Source organism: Pedomonas mirosovicensis (genome assembly GCF_022569295.1).
GTDB classification, from domain to species: domain Bacteria; phylum Pseudomonadota; class Alphaproteobacteria; order Sphingomonadales; family Sphingomonadaceae; genus Pedomonas; species Pedomonas mirosovicensis.
On sequence record NZ_JAKFIA010000002.1, the window covers coordinates 314,147 to 335,803 of the forward strand.

Consider the following 21,657-nt stretch of genomic DNA (forward strand, 5'->3'; position numbering starts at 1 on the left):
GTTCAGAGAGGGAAGCAGGAGAGATCGCGGCCAGCGACGACGCGGCCCTTGAAGAAGCTGCGGATGATCTGGACGTTGTGATCCTTGTCGCGCAGCGCGCGACCCATGAAGTGATCGAGCACGAGGACCTTGGGATTCACGGCGGCGGCGATTTTGCCGACAACGGTGGGGGTTGCGTGCAAGAAGCGGGACTGCTCATCGGCGTTGTCATCAATGGCAGCGGGCATCATCAGGATGTCCGCTCCGCGTGCGAAGTCGATGAACTCCTTGCGACTGCCATTCTGGTCGGCAGAGAGCACGATCACGCCCTTGGGCGTCTCGATGCGAAAGGCGAGCGCGGGCACATCCCCATGGGGAATGCCCAGCGCATAAACGGTCACGCCATCCCCCTGCCAGACCTTGCTACGCATGGCCTTTGCCACCGCCACGTCCGTCGGATGGACGGCAAGATGCAGGCCGTCCGAGGCATTCGACAGTCCTGAAAGATAGGAGAAGGCACCGCGCCCTTCCGAAAATTCACGCGAGAAGAAGGCGGTCATGCTGGGGAAGTTGGCATTGCCGGTAGGGCCTACGAGCGCGACCTTGTGGCTGCGGCTCAGGAAATAGCCGCCCTTCAGGATCGCGGGCAGATCAGCGACATGATCCGTGTGGAAATGCGAGACGCCGATGAAATCGACATCCTCCAGCCGGGCGCCCGCCTCGCCGAAGCGAAGGTAAGTGCCGCCGCCGGCATCGATCAAAAGCCGCGCCTTGCCGTTGATCCAGATTACCGCACCCGAGGAAGCACGCGCGTCATCCGAAATCGGGCCGCCCGAGCCAAGCAGTTGAAGCGCAATGCCGCTGCCACAGACGGGCTGCGCCAGAGCCGGCGGGCTGGAGAGTACCGCTCCAGCCAGGAGAAGCAGGGATTTGGAAAGAGTTTTCATGGGGAATTCCTTCAGGCGATGTGAAGAGCGAGGATAAGGGTCAGGCTGATCGCGCCCAGCACCAGCAGCGAGAGGACCACCGCAGCGGTGACGCGACCGCCAGCAGAGGCGACAGTGTGCACATCAACGCCGAGCCCGAGGGCTGCCATCGACACCACGGTCAGAAAGGTTGCGATGGCCCCGGCCGGAGCGATCACCGCGTCGGGCACGAGGCCGAGCGAGCGCAGCGCTGCGAGGGCGAGGAACCCGAGGATGAACCACGGCACGAGATGATGGAGAGCCGGGCGTCCGGCGGCAGGCCGCTCACCGGCGGTCACGTGGGGCGCGGGTTCGTCCGTCTCCTCGCGCAGACGCGGTGCAACGAGCGAGAGAAGAAGGCAGACCGGGCCGAGCATCAGCACACGCACGAGCTTGACCAGCGTGCCCATCTGCACAGCGGCCGCCCCGAGCGGCGCCGCAGCAGCAAGGACCTGCGGCACCGCGTAAACGGTAAGGCCGGTCAGAACGCCGTACTGCAACCCGTCGAGGTGCAACGCCAGGCCCAGCAGCGGCAGGCCAAGAACGACGATAACGCCCAGCACGGCAGTGAAGCCGATCGAAGCGGCGACGTCATCTGCGTCCGCACCGATGACCGGGGCCACAGCCGCGATGGCCGAGTTGCCGCAGATCGAGTTCCCGCAGGCGACGAGCAGGGCCATGCGCGTCGGCAGATGCAGCATGCGCCCGACGAGGAAGCTGGCGGCGATCGCCACGACCACCACGCCCGCAATGCCGAGCAGCATCTCTGGGCCCGCCGCCAGGATCGTGGCCGCACTCATGGAAGCGCCGAGCAGGACAACTGCGATCTCGAGCAATATCTTGGCGCTGAAGGCGATGCCGGGATGCCACCGCTCGTGGGGGGTCCAGAGGGAGCGCACCAGCGTGCCAAGCAGGATGGCGAGCACAAGCGCCTCGAGCCATGCCTGGCCGAACAACGCCTCCTCTGCCCACTGCACCGCATATGCCGCGCCAGTGACGGCGAGACACAGCATTAAGCCGGGTATCAGGCGAGTTGCCTTATTCCGATTGAGCAGGTTCTGGATCATGGTCGTCTCCTAAGGACAGGAGACAGGTGCACCCCAGCGACCGATCAATCCAACGGTGTATTCTTATCGTTTCAATCTCTCAGGAAGATTGTTCGCCGGGCCGATAATCCCCGAAAACTCAAGATTTGGGCCAATGGCCGTCGATCAGGCATCCCGGCGCAGCATCACGAATGCGGTGCATCCTGCGATCAATCCAATTGGCAGACGCGATCAGATGACCCAATCCAACTGCGCGTGATGGCTGCGGATGACATCGAGCAGAGCGTCGGCCGCCTTGCTGCGATAGCGCTCCTTCTGGCGCAGGCCGAAGAAAGGGCGTTCGGGCAGAAGGAATGGCAGCGCGTGCAGCGTATGTGTGGCGAGCGCCGGGGCAACCACCAGTTTGGACAGGACGCCGTATCCGACGCCCGCACGTATGGCTGCGAGAACGGCCTCGTTGGATGGGAGCGTGAGAACGACGTTGAGCGTACGCGGATCAAGACCTCGATCGCGGATCGCCGATTCGAAGGCAGAGCGGGTGCCCGAACCCTCCTCACGCATGACCCACGGCGCCCTGGCGAGCCAATCGTTGGTGATCGCTTCCGCCGGTTCCTGCCCGACCATTACCATCTGGTCGGCACCAATCGGCCATTGCGCGAGAGCCGGATCATCGATGGTGCCTTCGACGAAGCCTAGCTCCGCGTCACCAGCGTTGACCGCACGAGCAGACCCTTCGGTGTTTGCGATCGCGACCGAAAGTTCGATCGCAGGATACCGACGTTTGAAGGCCGCGAGACGCTCTGGCAGCCAATAGCCGGCGATGGTCTGGCTGGCGACAAGCCGCAGCGTGCCGCGCTTGAGGCCGCCATATTCGGATAGCGCCAGTTCGGCACTGGCGGCGCGCGCAAGCACCGCGCGCGCCTCCTCCAGAAACATCCGCCCCGCGTCGGTAAGTTCAATGCCGCGTCCCACGCGGTTGAACAGCTTGACGTCGTGCCGGGCCTCCAGCGCGGCGATCGCGCCGCTGGCGGCCGACTGGGTGACATTGAGCGCCTCAGCCGCGCGGGTAACATGCTCGCGTTCGGCGACCGCAACGAAGATACGCAGCTGTTCAAGCGTCATCCGCAGTGCTGTACCTTGCGTCCAGGTCCTTGGCAATCGGTGCCGGCGCGTGGCCGACCGCGTCGGGCGTGTCCGCGCGATAGCGATGGCCGGTGGTCATGCTGCGTAGGACGCCATCGCGTCGGATGAGGCCATGCATGAGCGCGGCACTCAGATGCGCCAGGATCAGCGCGAATAACAGCACCGCGATCGCCGTGTGCGCCTCTCGAAGCAGGGCATATAAGGCCAGGTCATGCGGCAGGATCGGCGGCAGGGCCAAGGCCTTGGTCAACGTGATGCGATAGCCTCCCGCTGAAAGCATGGCCCACCCGATCAGCGGCATGGCAATCATGCCAGCATAGAGCAGGACATGGGATGCCTTGGCTGCCTGACGCTGCAGGGGCGACAAGTCATCCGGGAGCGGCGGCGCGCCGGTGATCAGGCGCAGTGGCAGTCGGATGAGCACCAGTATGAGGATCGCGATGCCCACGGGCCGGTGCAGTGCCAGCAGTGCGGGATAGAGCGGTCCGGTGGTCGAGACCATGCCGACCCCGATGAACAGCATGGCGAGGACCATCGCTGCCATCAGCCAATGGACGAGGCGCAGCAGCGGGTGAAAGTCGTCAGGGTGGCGGGTCATTGCTCGGCCTCCTTGGAGAAATCTGCTCCTGCCGCGCTCGGCCCCGCTCCTTCGCCGGCCCGGCGGGTGAAAGAGGAGGAGTAAGCTTTTGACCGTGCGGCAAGCATGGGATCATCCGACAGGCCAATGCCGGGCGGGAGGATTGTCGGGTCGAAGTTGAGATCACGGCAAGCGCCGGCTTCCTCCGGCTGCACGGCTGTAAGCGTCAAAATACCCGCATCAATGGTCCGGTGCGGCCCCGTCCATGCGACCGTCGCGTTATCGGTGATGTCGCCGGGATTGGCGACCACAAGCTTGAGATGCCAGCGCGAGGAGCCTTTGGCGGTGCGGGCGATGATTTCGCGGAACAGGTAGTCGCGCGGAAGGGCATCGAGGTCCTTCTTGTCGAGCCCTGAAAGCGGCGCCTCGGGGTCGAACTGCCAGCGCACGAGCCTTGTCTGGCCCTTTGCGGTGAAGCGGAAGGCATTGATACTGTAGTAGGTGGCATTCGCGAAACTGTCCGGAAGAGTGGCCCTGGCCATGTAGTCCTGAAAGGCCTTCACCTCAGGGTGCGCGGCGAGGAATGGCTTCATCAATGCCGGATCGGGCTTGCCTGTCCTGGGATCCGGCTTTGTAGCCCGCTGGAGAGCGATGAACGAAGCGATATCGGCCACCGGAAAGATCGGAGTGTGGTCCATTGCCATGCGCCACTCCTGACCATCGGGCGTACGCAGTAACAAGGCCATCGAGTGGAAGACGTTGCGCCCGTCAGTCGCCAGGGGATTACCGCCTGCGACCGAGAAGCGTCCGATCACAGGGTACTCGCCCGCGCGAAGTGCGGAGGCGCTCGATAACGCGCTCCCTGCCCCGTTCGCATGGAAGGAACCGCTGAAGCAAAGGCCCTTGGCGTGAGCCCGCCGATAGCCGGGATGCTTGCCGCCATTATAGTCGAGCGAGGCTATGACGTCGCCGCCGTCGATGCGTCGTGCGCCGATCCAGCCCGCTGCCCACGCGAAAGCTCCGGCGAGCAGCAGCGCTATGGCACCAATCAGCGCCGCAGGCGCCAGCGGCAAAGGTCTTGGAAGTGGCATCGATGAGGTCCGTTCGTATTGGCAGGATGTAGCGAGAGACGATGGCGGCACGCGCGATATTCCATCATGATCAAAAATATTTTCGCTTGCTGGAATAGAATGTCTCCCCTCATCGTCCAGCGCGGTATGATGCGGTCCATGAACCCGAACTCAGAGCTGATCGCGACGATCCAGCCGCTCATTCCTGCGCTTCGGCGCTATGCTCGCGGTCTGATGCGTGATCGCTCTGAGGCCGACGATCTTGTCCAGGACGTTCTTGAACGCGTGATTTCCCGTTGGCACCAGCGCCGTCCGACTGGCAGCGCGCGGGCCTGGACGTTCAGAATTCTGCACAACCTCGCGATGGACCGCATGCGCCAGCGTGCAACGCGCGCCGCGCCCGGACCGATGGACTCTGTCCCGGAGGACAGGCTCGCTTCTCCACCCACGCAGGAGGACAAGATAAGATATGATGACGTCCTCTCGTTGATCGCTGCTCTGTCCGAGGAACAACGCGGTGTTCTGCTGCTTATCGCGGTGGAGGACCTGAGCTATGCCGAGGCCGCGGAGGTTCTGGACATCCCGGTGGGAACTGTCATGTCGCGCCTCTCCCGAGCGCGAGAGCGGCTGCACAGGATGAGCGCAGGGGAAGACACAGATCAAAAGAGCCCGATGTTGAGGATCGTGAAATGAACGGCGGACCGGTCAGCGAAGCAGATCTGCAAGCCTATGTGGATGGTCGCCTCACGCCCGAACGCGAACGTGAAGTGGCGGAGTGGCTCGCGGAAAGACCGAAGCAGGCTGAACGTATCACAGCCTACCGCGCGCAATCGCTGGCACTGCGCTCAGCACTTGCGTCCGTGGCGGACGAGCCGCTGCCTGCGTCACTGGACCTTCGCCTGAGGCATAGCCCTGGCGCGACGCCCTTCCCGGCCCGCCAAGCAGGGGATCGCAGCCGCCGCGGCACTGCTGCTCGTCCTCGGCGGAGCGGGAGGGTGGCTCCTTCGCGATATAACGTCTCCCCCTACCACCGGAACCGCGATGCTGGCGAGGGAGGCGACAGCGAATTACATGGTATATGCCAGCGACAGTACGCGCCCGGTTGAACTTGGCGCCGACCATCGCCGGGCGCTCGACGACTGGTTCTCCAACAGACTGTCCCGACCGATCAGTTCGCCGGACCTTGAACCCGTGGGCCTCAAGCTGATCGGTGGACGATTGGTCGCGACAGAGCATGGCCCTGCGGGACTTTATCTCTATGCCGATGGGCACGGCAGGCGCGTGGCGCTCTACGTCAGGCCGATGAAGATAGATAAAAATGACAGGATGGTTCGCCGGCAAGGCGAAGGCGTTCATGGGTGGACCTGGGCCGATAATGGTCTGGGCTTCGGCATCTTCGGCCTGGAGCAGGCTGAAACGCTTCACCGTGCGGCCGACATGACGCGCAGGCATTATTTGGCTGTTTAAGGCGGAAAGCAGCCAAACAATGCGCCAGAAGGACCATGTTTAAAGCTAGTAAATACTATGCTGACCCTGCGCTTGGCGGCGGATTGGCACCCTGACCGATGGAAAAGGCACGCAAATCTAAACAATTCCCCCATTGGCGCGGATGGTCTGCCCGTTGATCCAGCCGGCATCCGGGCCGGCCAGAAAGGCCACGACGGCGGCGATATCCTCCGGCGTGCCGAGCCGCTCGAGCGGCGCGAGCTTTGCCAGGCGTTCCACCTGCTCGTCGCTCTTGCCCGCAAGGAACAGGTCGGTCGCGGTCGGGCCCGGCGCGACGGCATTGACGGTGATGGACCGCCCACGCAGCTCCTTGGCGAGGATGTTGGTCATGGTCTCGACGGCCGCCTTGGTGCCGGCATAGGCCGCATAGCCCGGCATCGCGAGGCCGACCAAGCTCGTCGACAAACCGATGATCCGCCCGCCGTCGCGCAAGCGCCGGGCGGCCTCGCGCATGACATTGAAGCTGCCCTTGACATTCACCGCCATCAGGCGGTCGAACGTCACATCGTCCATGTCGACGAGCGGCGGCAGGTGCGCGGGCATGATCCCCGCACTGTTCACCACCACATCCACACTGCCGAAAGCCGCCTCGGTATCGATAAACAGTCGAGCGACCGCTTGCGGATCGGCAACGTCCGCGCGCACGGCCCGCGCTGTCCCGCCCTGTTCGGTAATGGCGGCGATGACCTTCTCCGCCTCCGCTTGATTGCTCGCATAATTGACGATGACATTGAATCCGTCCCTCGCCAGCCGCAGTGCGATGGCGGCCCCGATACCTCGCGATCCGCCGGTAACGATCGCCGTTTTCTTCATCTCAACCATGATGCTCCTCCTTATCGCTCAGAAATCGCCTGCCGTCGGGCGCACGATGATCTCGCTCACATCCACGTCCGTTGGCTGCTCGATGGCAAAGCGGATCGCCCGCCCAATGGCCGAGGGCTGGATGGCGATGCGGCGGAACTCCGCCATTGCCGCTATTGCCTGGGGGTCCGTCATGTCGCTCCCCAGCTCGCTCTCGACCACGCCTGGCGAGATGATCGTCGCGCGGATGGTCTTGTGCTCCTGCCGGATGCCATCGGTGATCGCCCAGACCGCGAACTTGGTGGCGCAGTAAACCGCGCCTGTCGGCACCACATAATGCGCCCCCAGCGAGGCAACGTTGATAAAGTGCCCGCCTCCCTGCGCTTCGAACACAGGCAGCGCTGCGGCAATGCCATGCAGTACGCCGCGAATGTTGACGTCGATCATCCGGTCCCACTCGTCCACTTTGAGGGCTGCAAGCGGCGACAGCGGCATCACCCCGGCGTTGTTGACAAGAACGTCGATCCGGCCGAATTCCTGGATGGCAAAGTTGATGAAGTCGGCAACATCCGCGCGATGGCGCACATCCAGCGCCCGGGTCGCCACCTCCCCGCCAGCGGCGCGGATCTCGCCGGCAATTGCGTCCAGCCGCTCCGTGCGGCGGGCGCCCAGCACCAGCTTCGCGCCGGCCTTGGCAAGTTCTCGGGCGGTTGCGGCTCCGATGCCGCTGCTGGCGCCGGTTACAAGCACAACTTTCTGATTGATCTCTGGCATGTTGAGCCTCTCCTGGTCTGGCCGCCCCAGGACTGCCGGGGCAGGAGCGTTGTCGCTCAACGCGCACGACATGCGGTAGAACGATCGTCCGCCAGTCTTGTCTGATCCTCCAGAAGCGCGGTTCCCATCTTGTGGGCGCACCCGATCGGTGGCATCCAAGGGTCATGAGCGCCATCGAAGAGATTGCTGGGATTATCGATCGCCATACCGGCACGGACGGCATGCACTGCTCTGCCCTGCCCCGCGTGCGACTTATCAGATCCTCCAGACCCACGGAGCCGATCCACACCGTCTACACGCCGACGCTGTGTCTGGTTGCCCAAGGGGCCAAGCAGGCCAGCCTCAGCGATCGCAGCTTCTCCTATGATGCCGCCAAGTTCCTGGTCGTCTCGGTCGACCTGCCGCTGCTTGCCTGGGTCAGCGAGGCGAGCCCCGAGCGCCCCTACCTGTGCGTGGCCTATGACCTCGATCTTAATGCCCTGTCCGAGTTGATGCTGGAGCGCGCGCTCCCGCCCCTGCCGGGCGATGATAGCGTGGGCCTGGCGCTGAGCGAGGTAGAGCCTGGGCTGCTGGACGTCGTGCTCCGGCTCCTGCGGCTGCTCGATACTCCACAGGACGCTCCGGTACTGGCGCCCCTGGCCGAGCGGGAAATCCTTTACCGGCTTCTCACCGGCGCGCAGGCCAGGATGATGCGTCACATCGCCGTGGGCGAGAACCGCCTTCGGCAGATCAGCCGGGCGATCGAGTGGATTAAGCACCACTATGCCAACCCGTTCAGCGTGGAACGCCTGGCCAGCGCCGCGGGAATGAGCGTCTCATCCTTCCACTACCATTTTAAGGCGGTGACGGGCCTCAGCCCGCTGCAATACCGCACGCAGGTCAGGCTGCAGCAGGCGCGCCGGCTGATGGTTCTGGAGGGTCTGGATGCTGCCAATGCGGGCTTCCAGGTCGGTTATGAAAGCCCCTCCCAGTTCAGCCGCGATTATAGCCGCACCTTCGGCACTCCGCCCCTCAAGGACGCGATGCGGTTGCGCGGTGCGGCAAGCCTGACCGCAGCCATTTAAGCGCGGGGGGCTGTAAAGCGCGCAGGCTTGGGTCTCGGCAAAGATGCCGCCCGCTGCCCGTGAACGATAGCCCACCTGCTTTGTATTCTCCTCTCAACGACTCGCTAGCGCCCGTGTCGGTCGTTCAGCAGGAATTACGGAGTACTGCAGAGCAAACCGTCTGGAAAGCAGGCTCAAGCAGGGCGGTGCTGTGCAGGGCCGCCGAGGAAAGCCAGGGGGGCAGGGCTTGCCCGACATCCACGTTGAGAGAATCCCAACATTCTCTATTTCAATGGCAAAAACAGGTCCGCTGCTGTGCCATGCTCTGGCTCGTCCAGAAAGAAGCGCTGGCAGTAGATGGGAAAGTCCCGCGCCTCTTCGCCGCTGGCAGGCAGCCATTCCCGGTACAGATAGAGGGCGGCGGGCTCAAGGTTGTGGGTATCACCGGTGACGCGCAGCACCGCGCACCGTCCGCCGGGGATCTCGCCCTCCTGGATCGTCTCGCCCCTCGCCTCGATCGGCTGGTCGGCCCCGACGCCGACGCAGAGATGCATTCTGTAGTCGGCAGGATCGGCGGGACGCCGCTCGGAATACCATATGGTGAAGGTCGGGTTGGTGCGGGGTGACAACCCGGCGGCCTTGCGCCAAGCGATAAACCGCTGGATCGTGCCGTTAATGGCCTCGGGATCGCCCCTGTGCTCGAAGATCGCCACGCGGGTCGGGGCCACCTCGCGGATCGTCACCTGATCGGAGATGAAGGTCGTCTGCATGATTTTGCTCCTGGCTGTGTAGAGGGGCCCGAAGGCCTCAAGCCACGGCTCCCAGTCGGGAGATTTCCGGAAGCTGGACGGTGACTGCCGGAGCCTTTGACGAAAGGCACGGGCAAAGGCATCGGGGGCCTCGTAGCCGGCGTCCAAGGCGATCTCAGTGACGGTCTGTCCCTGCCCGTCAGTCAGTTGTATCGAGGCCCGCCGCAGGCGGGCCAACTGGACGTAGCGATGCAGGGATACCCCGAAGATGGCCTTGAACTGCCGGTGGAAATGGAATTTAGAGAACGCCGCGACGCTGCTCACCGTCTCCAGGTCGAGATCGCGGTCCAGATTCCGGTCGATATAATCCAGCACCCTTTGCATCCGGGCACGGTAATGGTCGAATGCCGTCGTCATCGTCCTGATCCGTTGTGGCGGTCCCAAGGTGCCGCGTGAAGCAATCGTCCGCTCGACCGATCTTGCTGTTTGGTTTCTCGATCGCCAAACCATTTCAGAATTTCGCTCTGCCAGCGCGAGGACAGAGACGCCAAGGTTGGTGGAATGGCTGCTTCCAGAATGCGGACGCGTCGACTGCACGACTGCAAGGGGGCGGCAACCGCACCCGAAGGTCGCATCGATGATGTCGCGTTGTTACCGGGTAATGGTCAGCCTGGCTGGCAGCCGGCTGAAGGTCAGGCTTGCTCCGCTTTGGGGAGTGCCTTCTGCGTGAGCCAGTCATGGAAGGCACTCACTTCATAACGCCGCAGCGCCTTGGGCGAGGCGACCACATAATAGGCCCATTTTACTGGCCAGCGCCGGTCGGGCAGCAGGTGAACGAGCCGTCCGCTCTCGATCTCCTGCACAACGAGCGCCTTGCGTACCAGCGCGACGCCGCGTGCGGCAACCGCGGCCTGAATGACGGCAGCCGTGGAGTTGATCTTGAGCCCCCGATCAGTGGGCGCATGGTTCACGCCGGAGCGCGCGAGCCATTCGGACCATGTGGGAAAATCCCCGCCCGGATGTGGGGTGCCGTCATGGATCAGAGTTTGCTCCGCGATCCAGCCCGCCGTCACCTGGCCGTCATCCGGCAACAGCCGGTTATGGCAAACGGCGATAATCTCCTCGTCCATGAGCCAGGTGGCCTTCACGCCTTTCCATGACCCCATGCCGCAACGAATGCCGATGTCGGCCTCCCCTTGCGCCAGATCGATAAGGCGATCCGAAACATCGAGCCGCACATCGATGGTGGGATAGGCTGCGGCGAAGTCCTCAAGCCGGGACAACAGCCAGTTGGCAACAAAAGCCTGGGAGGCCGTCACCACGACGACCGAGCGCGCTGTGCGTCCCCGCAACTTCTTCAGTCCGGACTCAAGCAGGTCGAGGCCCTGCGCGATATCCTGAAGCGCCTCCTGCGCCTCATCGACCGGCGTCAGGCGCTCACTGCCGGAGCGGCTCCGCCGGAACAGCGGGTAGCCGACCCAGTCCTCCAGCGAGCGCACGAGCTGGCCGACGGCGGCAGGCGTTACGTCCAACTCGCTTGCCGCGCCGACAAAGCTGCCGTGCCGGGCCGACGCCTCCAGCGCTTGCAAGGATTTCAGGCGGGTCAGGAATCTCATGGCCGTGATCCTTATGCGCTACGTGACCACCAAGAAAGTTTTTCTTTCTTTGCGAAGCGGCCCGTTTGCCTCGCGAACCCGATCTCGCCGGTCCATGAGGGGAGGAAAGAGAGAGGACCCAGACCATGCTTCACGGAAAAACGGCGCTGGTCACGGGCAGCTCCGGGAGCAGGCCCGGTCGCGCCCAGGTTGGGCCCGGCGCAGACGTGCTGTTTCTTGCCGGCGATGCCTCGAGCGATATGCTGGGGGCCGAGATCGTGGTGGATGGCGGCCGGGCGGAGCTGTGAGCCATGCTGCTGAACGACGATTTTTCGGCCCGCGCCCTCGTCCACGCCAGCGAGCTGGCGTGGGTGCCCAGCCCCGCCAAGGGCGTCGAGCGCCGGATGCTCTTCCGCATCGGCGCGGAGAAGGCGCGCGCCACCTCGATCGTCCGCTACGCGCCCGGCAGCCGCTTCGCGCGTCACGATCACCCCGGCGGGGAAGAGTTTCTCGTCCTCGAGGGCACGTTTCAGGATGAAACCGGAGACTTTCCGCTCGGCACCTATGTCCGCAACCCGCCGGGCACAGGGCACGCCCCCGGCAGCGAGGCTGGATGCACCATCTTCGTCAAGCTGTGGCAGTTCCGGGCGGGCGATCGCGAGCGCATCGTCCGCCTGCCCGGCGAGGGCAAGGCTGTGCCTCTGCGGCCCGGTGCCGCTTCGTCCACGCTGCTGTTCGAGGGCGCGGGCGAGCAGGTGATGCTTGAAGACTGGCACCCCGGTGCCGAGGTCGCGCTAGCCAATGCGAAGGGACTGGAGCTGCTGGTCCTTGAAGGCGGCTTCAGGGATGGCGCCGAGACGCTGGCGCGCTGGAGCTGGCTGCGCCTGCCCGCCGGCGCGCCGCTGCACGCCCGGGTTGGCCCTGAAGGCACGCGCGTCTGGTTCAAGGCCGCACCGCTGCTCCATGCGGACGTCTGCGCCTTTGAGAACGACTCCCACACCCAGGGATGAAGTGATGATCGGTATGGAAGATATCATCAAAGCCGCGTTGATCGGCATCGGCGGCACCGTCGTTCTTGACCTGTGGGCGCTCCTCATGGCGCGCGTTCTCAAGATGCCTGCAACCAACTGGCCGATGGTCGGGCGCTGGATCGGCAACATGCCGCGCGGCCAGTTCGTTCACGAAAGCATGGCGAAGGCCCGGCCGGTCACCGGCGAAGCCGTGATCGGGTGGAGCGCCCACTACGTCATCGGCATCGGCTACGGTTTGCTCCTGCTCGCCTTCTGGGGGGCAGAACTGGATCGCGCACCCGACGGTCTTGCCGCCGATAATCCTCTCCTGGGCGCTCCTTGTTGCACCCTATTTCATCATGATGCCCGGCATGGGAGCGGGCATTGCCGGCGCGAAAACGCCGAGGCCTGCTGTGACCCGCCTGAAGAGTGTGGTAGGCCACTCGATCTTCGGGCTTGGCATGTATGCAACCGCTCTCGCGCTGGCGGCGGCGTGGCCGTCTTGAGGTTTGTAAGATGATTGATACCAAAGTCGCGATCGTTGGCGCTGGTCTGGCCGGTCTTTACGCGGCCCGTCTGCTGCGGGCGGCGGGCGTCGATTTCATGCTGATCGAGGCGCGTGATCGCCTTGGCGGCCGGATCTTGTCGGCGGATGAGTCTGGCCAGCCATCCGAGGACGGCTTCGATCTCGGCCCCTCCTGGTATTGGCCTCGGGTGCAGCCCGCCATCGGCGCGCTGGTTGCAGAGCTTGGCCTTCCCGCCTTCGCTCAGAACAGTGAGGGCGACGTGATCTTCGAGCGCATGTCACGCGAGGGACGCCACCGCCTGCGTGGCCTTGCACAGGGGCAGCAGTCGATGCGCCTCGAAGGCGGCACGGCCGCGCTGGTGCGCGCGCTCGCGCACGACCTGCCGCGCAGCAAGGTTCTTCTCGGCACGCGTGTGACGGCGATGGCGCTGACGGGGGACGGCGTCGAACTCACGATTGCGCGAGCCGATGAAACGCCGGAGACGCTCGCGGTCAACCGTGTGATCGCCGCATTGCCGCCCCGGCTACTTGAGGCCACCGTGGCGTTCACGCCCGAGCAGGACGCGGCCACGGCGGAGCGCTGGCGCGGCACGCCGACGTGGATGGCACCGCACGCCAAGTTCTTTGCGCTTTATGATCGCCCCTTTTGGCGCGAAGCGGGCCTGTCCGGCACGGCGCAAAGCATGGTGGGACCGATGCTTGAGATGCACGATGCGACCACCGCTTCGGGCCGTGCCGCATTGTTCGGGTTTATCGGCGTTGCAGCAGAACAGCGCGCCGCGCTTGGCGAGGAAAAGCTGGCCCGCACCTGCCTTGACCAGTTCGCCCGCATCTTCGGCGACGAGGCGCGCGCGCCCCTAGCCACCCTTATCAAGGACTGGGCCGCCGACCCGCTAACCGCGACCCCGGCCGACCGGGCGGCCGCCGGGTATATCCTCCCGAGCGACGCGCCCTGGGTTACGGGGCCGTGGCAGCAGCGCCTCGCATTGGCCGGAAGCGAGACCAGCCCGTCCGAACCCGGCTATCTCGCCGGAGCGCTGATCGCGGCCAAGCGGGCCGCCGCAGAAACGCTCGGCAAGCTCGAAACGGTCGGCTTTCGCTTCGAAGGAAAGCACGGATAGAACAGTCCGGCCGCGAAGCCCAAGAATTCCAGTCAGCTATGAGTTGGTCTGCATAACGTCATCGTGGTAGCATGCCGCCCAGCTTCGGTGCTTACTGAAGCGCTATGTGAGCAATGGAAGTTCTGTCGGCCTACGTACGGGAACCCTGTACGCGAGCACATAGAGCTTCAGTAACATTCCCAGCAAATCCGCCAACTTGATCACATAGAGCTTCAGTGCATAATTTTTGCCGTTCGTGAGGACTTATCCAGCTAAAACAATGCAGAGCCGACCTCGGCACCCCATGCTTCTGGAACGGAAGCGCGGTTAGGCCATGCGCGGCTCCGCTAGGCAACCTACTCTTCGCCCCACATCTTCCTGGTCAAACGCTGGGCGGCGCCGCTGCGGAAGGCGAGCTGCTTGCCGTGGCGCAGCACAGTACCAGGGTCGCGCCAGCCGTAGGCTTGCATGATCGCCTGCAGATCCTCGCCAACAGCCAGGCTGTCCCGAGCAATACCTGCCCGGGTGGACTGGCCATTAATCCTGGGCAGTATCTCATTCAGCTCTGCCTCGCTGACATCAGGGAAGGCGCCCTGCTCCCAGGCTTGACGCACGATACGCCGGTAGATCGATGGAGCTGTCTGCCCGCACGGTATTGGGCCTGATCTCGCGCGGGCTGCCGTCGGTATGAACCGGGATGTAGCGGAGTAGCGGACCACTGTTCAGCCTGGCGACCGCACAGAACGCACCGATGGCATCCATAGTCTGCGGCGCCAGATAGGCCTGCCGCCCCTCGCCTTGCTGGTCTGGGCTTGACCGGGGAACTGGCACAAGGCCGGAGCCATCCTCGAACGGCCCATCGATGTCTTCAATGCAAACCGCCACCAGCTCAGAAGGGCGGAACGCGGTATCGTAGGCGACCAGCAGCATGGCCCGATCACGCAGGCCGATCAGATCGGTGCGGCCGGTCCAGTCGCGGTGCAGCCCGTACAGCAGGCGGGCGATACAGATTCCCTTGGGCCGTTTGAGCTGGGGATCTGTCATATCCCCCTTGAAGCGCAGCGGGTGCGCCTGCTCCTGGGTGAAGCCGCGCGTCTACCGTTGGATTTGCATCTCCAGGGCAACCTGCTCGGCCCTGGTAGGATCGGATAGCCCTGTCAAACGATAGGCCGTGCGGAGGCTACTCAAGTAGCGCTCAAGCGTGGCGACCTTGCGAAAATCCGGGTTCTTCCTCAGGCTGTCGTCGCGGTGGAGCCGAATGCAACCTTGGGCATCCTGCAAGTAGGACTGGCAGCAATATCGGATGAATGCCACGATGGTCTCGGCGGTAGCGGCAGCGGGGTCAAACTTTATTCGCTCGCACCAGCTCTGCCAAAAGCGCAGATTGGTGCGGATCTGCGCGCCACGCAGGTTGAACGGGCCAGTGAGGTGGTGCAGCAGCTTGAGCAGCGGATCTGGCTGACCTGGTTCAAGGTCGCGATTGACCGCGTCAACGCGTATGGACTGGCAGAATGGGCGCCGGAGTACGCCCAGGTACTGGTGGATCGAGTTACGGAAAGCCGGAGGTCGCATCCCTTGACGGGCGTTCCCTTGAACGTGATGACGCCGCCACAGCGTTATCAAATCTACGCCGCCCGTGCAGCCTCCATGGCCAGCTACACCTGTTACCACTTCGAGCGTCAATGGGTGGCCAGCACTGCTTATATCCAGACGCCACTGTTGGTCACGCAAAGAACCCCAATTCTTGCCATACCCAAGCACGCAAGGGGGCTGGGCAACACAGACAATCTCAAGACAAAGCGGCGGGCCAAACCAGCAAAGAGCCACACTCCTCCTTACTCCAAACCGGAGGGCGCCAAGAAAAAACGGCGGATCAAACATCCGAAAAAACTCAAAGTTTTTAGCCGGGGCCGCGGCCTGGCGGAACTGGCGGTTGGCTTAAAACCACGTTAGTCCCACCAAGACGCTGAGATTCTCTCGTCACTCGGGAGTAGACTGCGAAACTGGGTGCGCTCCTGCAGTCTTCTCTGCGCCCTACTTGCCCCTGTTGAGCCAGGGTGCGTTTCCAGTTAGCTGCCGGTCAGCTTTACCTTGGCACGTCCGTTAGCACGCGCTGGCAGGGAGCACCCGGTCAAGATAAACCCTCAGCGCTTTGTCCAGCTCGCTCGTTGCAAGGATCGCAGCCACATAGCCGTCAGGCCGGACAAGCACCCAGTGGTCAGACCGCAGGCCATAAGCGTCAGCGATGTGTCCCTTATCATCAATGATGTCGCCCTGATTGCCCACCATGACGATGCGAAGGCCCTCACGGGGCGGCGGCCGGTCAACCGCATCATAGCCGAGCAGGGTCCATTGCGGTCCCTGGAACAGCGCGAACAACCGCGTCGGCTGGCCGGCCCGCCCCCGGCAGGGGGCATCCGGGGCCCGGTCGCCGCCCTGAACCCGCGCTTCGCTGATCGAGCCCCGCAGCGAGAGCGACGACGTGCGATAGCCGAGATCGAGTTGCCGAACCTCGCGGTTTCGGCGCATCAGCCCAGCCTTGGCTTCGTCTAGCAATCGTGTCGTCAGGCCGAGCATGTCCGCGGCAATGGGCCTTCGCTCTTCCTCGTAGGTATCGAGCAGAGCATCCGGCGCTCCGGCAAGGACGGCAGCCAGCTTCCAGCCGAGATTGTAGGCGTCCTGAACGCTGGTGTTCAGCCCCTGCCCGCCGGTCGGCGGGTGGATATGCGCGGCATCTCCCACCAGGAAGACGCGCCCGACGCGATACCGGTCGGCCAATCGCGCATTCATTGAATAGACGGAAGACCAGGAGACCGAGTCCACGACGATATCGGACCGACCGGTCCGATCCTTGACCAATTCGGTCAAACCGGCGGGGGTCAGGTCCACCTCGCCGTCAAGGGGCACCGGCGCCTGGACCTGGAAGAGGTCTGTGCCGGCAAGCGGGCAAATCATGATTTGCGTTGCGCTGGCGCCGCGCTGAAAGCGGTGCCATGCGAGCCGGTCCAGACCTTTCAGTCGAACATCGGCGACAAGAGCCCGAACGCCCAGTGTCTCACCCTGGAAGGCGACGCTAAGGCTTTGCCGCACGAAACTGCGACCGCCGTCCGTCCCGACCAGGAAACGCGCACGGATAAGGTGCTCTCCGGCGGCGTCTGCGATCCGGGCGGCAACTCCGTCTGCATCCTGCTCAAACCCGGTCAGCCGCCTGCCGAATTGGGGGGCGATGCCCCAACTCGGCGAGCCGCTCGCGCATCACACCTTCGGTCTTGAACTGCGGAATCATCAGCGGCGTGGCGTAGGGTTCGGCCGGATTTGGCACAGCCTGCTCGGTCAGGAGAGTTTCCTCGGTGGTCCCATCGGCGCGATACTGCCGCAGAGGCGGATAGGGAGCGCCGACCGCCGCCAGTCGATCAAGGAAGCCGAGATCCTCGAAGACCTCCAGCGACCGAGGCTGAAGACCCTTGCCGCGCGATCCGCCGAACGGTTCATTATTCTGCTCTATGAGAATGAAAGAGACGCCCCGCCTCGCAAGATCAATCGCAAGTGTGAGGCCCGCCGCGCCTGCGCCGCTGATCAGGACTTCCATGTCGAAGGACATTGTCACCTCCGAGAATCAATGTGTAATATGCACATATCTCCTCTCGGACCAACGAAGCAACGAAAAACGTGCATAATACACATAATAGTGAGATTCTGCAGGGATTGCATGCGGCGATCATCGATCTGGTCGACGAGATAAACCGCCCTCGGCGTGATGATCGGCTGATCGAGGAGGCGGGCATTCCGCTCGACCGCGCGCTGTTTCCGCTCCTCGTGCGGGTCGCAAGACACGGGCCTATCGGGGTCGTCGACCTCGCTGAGCGTACGGGGCGCGATCACACCACCATCAGTCGCCAGATGACCAAGCTTGAGGAGTTGGGCCTCATCGAGCGTCAGGCTTCGGCGAAGGACAAGCGCGTTCGCGAAGCCATGATCACCGACAAAGGCCGCGCCATGGTCGACGCGCTGAACGCTGCACGCGAAAGGCTTGCCAATCGCATTCTGGCGTCCTGGACCGATGCCGAACTCGATGAACTACGCAAGCTGCTCCGCCGCTTCGCCGACGACCTTATGCGCTGAAAAGTGTTCGGCGACTTCGCGCCCGCCTCTACCGTTTGGCGGGTCCGGTAGCTTTCTACGAAGTGGACATCCGCATGAGTTCGCTCATTGGCTGGGTTGGATGAATTGCCGCCACCGCAGCGGTCGCAGGGGAGCCAGTGTTCATGCCATCTCCCACATTAGCCGGCACAGCAATCAGTGGCGGATGTTCGTCTGGTCGAGTGCGGCCTTCAGCCCCCGCGCCAACCTCGCAGCGTCGTCATTAGCCCAGAAGTGCATGAAGAACAGCCGCGGCTGATCGCTGAGCATATGGTTGTGGAGCGCAGTCACCTCGATGCCGTGGCCCCGAAGGGCCCGCAACACGGGATCAACCTCATTGGCGGTGAGAACGAAGTCCCCCGTGACAGCGGCCTTGCCGCCGCCGGTCGGCTGGAAGTTGATTGCGGTTGCCGTGCCCATGGCCGCGGGCGCAGGCATGTCGCTATCCGTCAACTTCTCAGCGCGCGCAAAGCTGAACTGATAGACACCGCCGTTCGCCTTGCCCTTGCCGCCCATAATCAGATCAAGGGCGGCCGTGTCGAGATCAAGCCGCTCATTCGCGGGCTTTGCCGGCGGTGACAAGGGCGTACGGCTGGCTTCAAGCGCGGACCGCAGCGTCGCTGCCAGCTTTGCCGGATCGCCATGGCCGCCGACATGCATGTACATGGTGGCGGGCGCGGAGCGCAGAAGATGATTATGCAGCGCGGTTATGGTCAGACCGCCTGCAAGCAGGCGGCTCAGCACCCCGTTCACCTCGTCATGCGTGAGCACCAGGTCGCCCATGACCATGGCCTGATCGCCCATCGGCTGAAAGGCAAGCCAGGAGCCGAGGGCAAGCGCCGGTTTAATTCGCACCCCGTCAAGCTGAACGTTGAGATCCGATCGGGGAAAGGCGTAGCGCCGGACGCCGTCGGCTTGGGTCGTGCCCGCGCGCCCGAGCGCCGCATCGACCGGGCCCCAGTCCGGCGCGGCTACGGCGGGAACTGCCAGGGTCAGGGCAATCGCACCTGCTAGACAGAACATCTTCATACGTCTTTTCTCCGGCCTGTTGAACGGTCGTGTCCCGATCCTGTCCCAGCGCAGGGCAGCCCCGGTATCAGAGGTCCGCTTTCGCGCTTTTTTTATGCAGCAGGGTAAACACTATGCCGCGCAGAAGTTTGATTCAGGTGTTTCATCAAATGATACAAAATGATATACTAATTATATGAGATCGAGCACACCCGACGGGCGGCCGTGGCTGCTCTTGATTTATCAACTGCCGGCCAAGCCGGCCTATGTCCGGGTCAAGATCTGGCGGCAGCTACAGGGTATGGGCGCCACGCCCCTCAAGAACACCGTCCATGCACTGCCGTTCCGTGACGATGCCGTCGCGCGGTTTGATGCGCTGCAGAGAGAAATCACCAACAGCGGCGGCGAGGCGCTGATTCTCAAGGCGCAGTTGCTCGGGGGCATGACCGATGCCGATGTGCGCGGATTGTTCGATGCAGCCCGCGACGCCGATTATGATGAGCTGACCCGCGAGGCTCGCGCTTCTCTGGGCGAAGAGATCAGCGAGGCCGATCTGAAGCGGCTGCACAAGCGGCTGAGCGAAATCGCGGCCATCGACTTCTTCGATGCCCATGGGCGCCAGACCGCCGAGGCGGCGATCGCAGAGCTAGAACGCCAGGCGCGAGCGCATCCGGACGTCAGCCGCTCGGGGAGCCCCAGTCGTTTACGCTCGCGGACCTTCGGCGATGCGTCTGGGTTACCCGACGGGGCGTGCACGCGGATCGCATCGCTTCGGCCTGGCTTATTCGCCGCTTCATCGACAAGCAGGCCAGCTTCAAGTTCGTCGACAGCAAGGGCTACGAACCCCAGCCCGGCGAGCTGCGGTTCGACATGGCCGAGGCAGAGTTCACCCATGAGGACGACCGCTGCACCTTCGAGACGCTCCTGCTCCGTGCCGGGCTGACATCGGATCCAGCGCTGACAGCCATCGCGGCAATGGTGCATGAGCTCGACATTGCCGACGGCAAGTTCCAGCGCCCTGAAATCATGGGCTTCAGCGCGCTCATGTCCGGCATCTGCGCGACTACAAGTGACGACGAGGCTCGGATTGCCCGAGGCAGCGACGCTCTCGATCAGTTTTACGGCTATTTTTCCAAATGCGGAGTGTGACCATGGACGCCCCTAGCCCGGCGCGACCGTCATACAATCACGGTATTTCCTTCGGCGAGGCGGTGCGCGTGTGGGCACGCATCGCCGCGCTCAGCTTCGGTGGGCCGGCGGGGCAGATTGCGGTCATGCATCGCATCCTTGTCGAGGAGAAGCGCTGGATCGGCGAGGAGCGTTTCCTGCACGCGCTCAATTACTGCATGCTGCTGCCTGGGCCCGAGGCCCAGCAGCTGGCCGTCTATATCGGTTGGCTGCTGCACCGCACCAAGGGCGGCCTGGTTGCCGGCACGCTGTTCGTCCTGCCGGGCTTCCTCGCCATCCTGGCACTCAGCTACATCTACGCGCTGCTGGGCAATGTGCCGCTGATCCAGGGCCTGTTCTTCGGCCTCAAGGCGGCGGTGCTCGCGGTTGTGCTCCAAGCGGTCGTGCGTATCGGAACAAAGGCCTTGAAGAACAATGTCATGCGCGGCCTTGCTGCAGCGGCATTTATTAGCATCTTCCTCCTCGATATTGCCTTTCCGCTGATTGTGCTGTCGGCGGCGCTGATCGGGTATGTCGGCGGGCGGATGGGCCTGCGCTCTTTCCAGAGCGGTGGCGGCCATGCCGCCGCGACGGGCAAGGTGGTGCCAGACCGTGCAACCGCACTTGGCGAAGAGTTGCCGGGTCATGCCAAGCCGAACCTCGCCTGGTCGCTTAAAATCTCTGCGGTGTTGCTGCTGCTGTGGCTCGGGCCCATTCTGGCGCTGTGGCTGACCCTCGGTCCAGACGACACCTTCACTCGTATCGCCACCTTCTTCAGCCAGATGGCGGTCGTCACCTTCGGCGGCGCTTATGCCGTCCTCGCCTATGTGGCGCAGGCAGCAGTCGAAACCTATGGCTGGTTGCAGCCCGGCGAGATGCTGGATGGGCTTGGCATGGCCGAGACAACGCCGGGCCCTCTCATCATGGTGGTCCAGTTCGTTGGCTTCATGGGCGGCTTCCGCGCCCCAGGCGCCCTGGACCCGCTGGTTGCAGCCACGTTGGCGGCCGTGCTCACCACCTGGGTAACCTTCGTGCCCTGCTTCCTCTGGATCTTCCTGGGCGCGCCGTTCATCGAGCGGTTGCGCGGCAACAAGGCGCTTTCGGCGGCGCTCACTGCCATCACCGCAGCGGTTGTTGGCGTTATCCTTAATCTTGCCGTCTGGTTCGCCCTGCACGCACTGTTCGCCGAGGTGCGGGGGCACCGCCTGTTCGGCGGCACCCTTGACGTGCCGGTTCTGTCCACGGTCAACCTGCCGGCCCTCATCCTGACAGCCGCAGCTGTGGTCGCCGTCTTCCGCTTCAAAGTGGGCGTTCTGCCGGTGCTGGCGGCCTGTGCCACGGTGGGGATTGTTTATCAGCTGACGATCGGCTGAAGAGGACTTCACCAAACCTTTAGGCAGGAGTTGGCGGCAATGAAGAGCGGGCCTCGGTCAGCCGCCGACTGATCTGGCATCTGGT

25 protein-coding genes and 1 pseudogene are annotated in these 21,657 nt (G+C 63.7%); 12 read left to right on the forward strand and 14 right to left on the reverse strand.

The genetic code is table 11. The features are described from left to right. Positions 1-2: 2 nt before the first annotated feature. The 5 genes from L0C21_RS14365 to L0C21_RS14385 all read right to left on the reverse strand — a co-directional run bounded on the left by L0C21_RS14365 (position 3) and on the right by L0C21_RS14385 (position 4,801). Positions 3-926 (reverse strand): MBL fold metallo-hydrolase, encoded by a 924-nt coding sequence (locus L0C21_RS14365; RefSeq protein ID WP_259279126.1) that lies wholly within the window; start codon positions 924-926, stop codon positions 3-5. An 11-nt stretch (positions 927-937) separates the two neighbouring features. Continuing rightward, complete coding sequence (locus L0C21_RS14370) at positions 938-2,011, reverse strand: YeiH family protein (RefSeq protein WP_259279127.1); 1,074 nt, start codon at positions 2,009-2,011, stop codon at positions 938-940. A gap of 210 nt (positions 2,012-2,221) precedes the next feature. After that, positions 2,222-3,112: a LysR substrate-binding domain-containing protein gene (locus L0C21_RS14375; RefSeq protein WP_259279128.1), complete on the reverse strand. Its 891-nt coding sequence runs from the start codon at positions 3,110-3,112 to the stop codon at positions 2,222-2,224. Continuing rightward, positions 3,102-3,731, reverse strand: a complete 630-nt coding sequence (locus L0C21_RS14380; RefSeq protein ID WP_259279129.1) for a cytochrome b — start codon at positions 3,729-3,731, stop codon at positions 3,102-3,104. Before L0C21_RS14380 ends, L0C21_RS14375 begins: the two co-directional genes overlap by 11 nt. Beyond that, complete coding sequence (locus tag L0C21_RS14385) at positions 3,728-4,801, reverse strand: catalase family peroxidase (protein WP_259279130.1); 1,074 nt, start codon at positions 4,799-4,801, stop codon at positions 3,728-3,730. The genes L0C21_RS14380 and L0C21_RS14385 overlap by 4 nt, the downstream gene beginning before the upstream one ends. Positions 4,802-4,939: 138 nt before the next feature. On the opposite strand from L0C21_RS14385, the gene L0C21_RS14390 reads away from it, so the two are divergent. Both L0C21_RS14390 and L0C21_RS14395 read left to right on the forward strand, forming a co-directional pair. After that, positions 4,940-5,473, forward strand: a complete 534-nt coding sequence (locus L0C21_RS14390; RefSeq protein ID WP_259279131.1) for a sigma-70 family RNA polymerase sigma factor — start codon at positions 4,940-4,942, stop codon at positions 5,471-5,473. Between the two features lie 378 nt (positions 5,474-5,851). Then, a complete protein-coding gene (locus L0C21_RS14395; RefSeq protein ID WP_259279132.1) occupies positions 5,852-6,247 on the forward strand; it encodes an anti-sigma factor in 396 nt (131 codons plus the stop codon). A gap of 117 nt (positions 6,248-6,364) precedes the next feature. Here L0C21_RS14395 and L0C21_RS14400 read toward each other — a convergent pair whose 3' ends face one another. Together L0C21_RS14400 and L0C21_RS14405 are read right to left on the reverse strand one after the other, a co-directional pair. Continuing rightward, entirely contained in the window at positions 6,365-7,108 is a 744-nt protein-coding gene (locus L0C21_RS14400) for an SDR family oxidoreductase (RefSeq protein WP_259279133.1), read from the reverse strand. A gap of 18 nt (positions 7,109-7,126) precedes the next feature. Beyond that, positions 7,127-7,861 (reverse strand): SDR family oxidoreductase, encoded by a 735-nt coding sequence (locus L0C21_RS14405; protein WP_259279134.1) that lies wholly within the window; start codon positions 7,859-7,861, stop codon positions 7,127-7,129. Between the two features lie 164 nt (positions 7,862-8,025). Between L0C21_RS14405 and L0C21_RS14410 the strand changes: the two genes are divergently transcribed. Continuing rightward, complete coding sequence (locus L0C21_RS14410; RefSeq protein ID WP_259279135.1) at positions 8,026-8,925, forward strand: AraC family transcriptional regulator; 900 nt, start codon at positions 8,026-8,028, stop codon at positions 8,923-8,925. Between the two features lie 263 nt (positions 8,926-9,188). Here the strand turns inward: L0C21_RS14410 and L0C21_RS14415 are convergent, their stop codons facing one another. Next, the gene (locus L0C21_RS14415) at positions 9,189-10,070 is read right to left on the reverse strand and encodes an AraC family transcriptional regulator (RefSeq protein WP_259279136.1); all 882 of its coding nucleotides are present in this window, start codon (positions 10,068-10,070) and stop codon (positions 9,189-9,191) included. Between the two features lie 275 nt (positions 10,071-10,345). Then, complete coding sequence (locus L0C21_RS14420) at positions 10,346-11,269, reverse strand: LysR substrate-binding domain-containing protein (RefSeq protein WP_259279137.1); 924 nt, start codon at positions 11,267-11,269, stop codon at positions 10,346-10,348. A 125-nt stretch (positions 11,270-11,394) separates the two neighbouring features. On the opposite strand from L0C21_RS14420, the gene L0C21_RS14425 reads away from it, so the two are divergent. From L0C21_RS14425 to L0C21_RS14440, 4 genes are read left to right on the forward strand one after another with little or no spacing between them, the layout of a single operon-like run. Then, positions 11,395-11,556 (forward strand): hypothetical protein, encoded by a 162-nt coding sequence (locus L0C21_RS14425; RefSeq protein WP_259279138.1) that lies wholly within the window; start codon positions 11,395-11,397, stop codon positions 11,554-11,556. A gap of 3 nt (positions 11,557-11,559) precedes the next feature. After that, the gene (locus L0C21_RS14430) at positions 11,560-12,258 is read left to right on the forward strand and encodes a cupin domain-containing protein (RefSeq protein WP_259279139.1); all 699 of its coding nucleotides are present in this window, start codon (positions 11,560-11,562) and stop codon (positions 12,256-12,258) included. 4 nt (positions 12,259-12,262) lie between these two features. Continuing rightward, positions 12,263-12,778, forward strand: a complete 516-nt coding sequence (locus L0C21_RS17050) for a DUF2938 family protein (RefSeq protein WP_259279140.1) — start codon at positions 12,263-12,265, stop codon at positions 12,776-12,778. Beyond that, complete coding sequence (locus L0C21_RS14440; protein ID WP_259279141.1) at positions 12,775-13,905, forward strand: flavin monoamine oxidase family protein; 1,131 nt, start codon at positions 12,775-12,777, stop codon at positions 13,903-13,905. Before L0C21_RS17050 ends, L0C21_RS14440 begins: the two co-directional genes overlap by 4 nt. A 335-nt stretch (positions 13,906-14,240) precedes the next feature. On the opposite strand, the gene L0C21_RS14445 is transcribed toward L0C21_RS14440, so the two are convergent. Continuing rightward, positions 14,241-14,498, reverse strand: coding sequence for a site-specific integrase (locus L0C21_RS14445; protein ID WP_259279142.1), 258 nt, complete (start codon positions 14,496-14,498; stop codon positions 14,241-14,243). After that, positions 14,464-14,928 (reverse strand): site-specific integrase, encoded by a 465-nt coding sequence (locus tag L0C21_RS14450; protein ID WP_259279143.1) that lies wholly within the window; start codon positions 14,926-14,928, stop codon positions 14,464-14,466. The genes L0C21_RS14445 and L0C21_RS14450 overlap by 35 nt, the downstream gene beginning before the upstream one ends. Before the next feature lie 222 nt (positions 14,929-15,150). On the opposite strand from L0C21_RS14450, the gene L0C21_RS14455 reads away from it, so the two are divergent. Next, entirely contained in the window at positions 15,151-15,837 is a 687-nt protein-coding gene (locus L0C21_RS14455) for a hypothetical protein (protein ID WP_259279144.1), read from the forward strand. Positions 15,838-15,987: 150 nt separating this feature from the next. On the opposite strand, the gene L0C21_RS14460 is transcribed toward L0C21_RS14455, so the two are convergent. Further along, a complete protein-coding gene (locus L0C21_RS14460; RefSeq protein WP_310593412.1) occupies positions 15,988-17,112 on the reverse strand; it encodes an FAD-dependent monooxygenase in 1,125 nt (374 codons plus the stop codon). Next, positions 17,075-17,485: an FAD-dependent monooxygenase gene (locus L0C21_RS14465; RefSeq protein ID WP_259279145.1), complete on the reverse strand. Its 411-nt coding sequence runs from the start codon at positions 17,483-17,485 to the stop codon at positions 17,075-17,077. Before L0C21_RS14465 ends, L0C21_RS14460 begins: the two co-directional genes overlap by 38 nt. A 104-nt stretch (positions 17,486-17,589) precedes the next feature. Between L0C21_RS14465 and L0C21_RS14470 the strand changes: the two genes are divergently transcribed. After that, complete coding sequence (locus L0C21_RS14470; RefSeq protein ID WP_259279146.1) at positions 17,590-18,006, forward strand: MarR family winged helix-turn-helix transcriptional regulator; 417 nt, start codon at positions 17,590-17,592, stop codon at positions 18,004-18,006. Between the two features lie 174 nt (positions 18,007-18,180). Here L0C21_RS14470 and L0C21_RS14475 read toward each other — a convergent pair whose 3' ends face one another. Continuing rightward, complete coding sequence (locus L0C21_RS14475; protein WP_259279147.1) at positions 18,181-19,053, reverse strand: DUF1259 domain-containing protein; 873 nt, start codon at positions 19,051-19,053, stop codon at positions 18,181-18,183. A 280-nt stretch (positions 19,054-19,333) separates the two neighbouring features. On the opposite strand from L0C21_RS14475, the pseudogene L0C21_RS16955 reads away from it, so the two are divergent. The 3 genes and pseudogenes from L0C21_RS16955 to chrA all read left to right on the forward strand — a co-directional run. Continuing rightward, positions 19,334-19,630: pseudogene (locus L0C21_RS16955) on the forward strand (Chromate resistance protein ChrB); the annotation flags it as partial. A gap of 152 nt (positions 19,631-19,782) precedes the next feature. Beyond that, positions 19,783-20,181, forward strand: a complete 399-nt coding sequence (locus tag L0C21_RS14485; RefSeq protein ID WP_259279149.1) for a chromate resistance protein ChrB domain-containing protein — start codon at positions 19,783-19,785, stop codon at positions 20,179-20,181. A 2-nt stretch (positions 20,182-20,183) separates the two neighbouring features. Beyond that, positions 20,184-21,572 carry a chromate efflux transporter gene (gene chrA, locus L0C21_RS14490; protein ID WP_259279150.1) on the forward strand — a complete coding sequence of 463 codons (1,389 nt, stop codon included), beginning with the start codon at positions 20,184-20,186 and terminating at the stop codon, positions 21,570-21,572. The last annotated feature ends 85 nt before the right edge of the window (positions 21,573-21,657 follow it).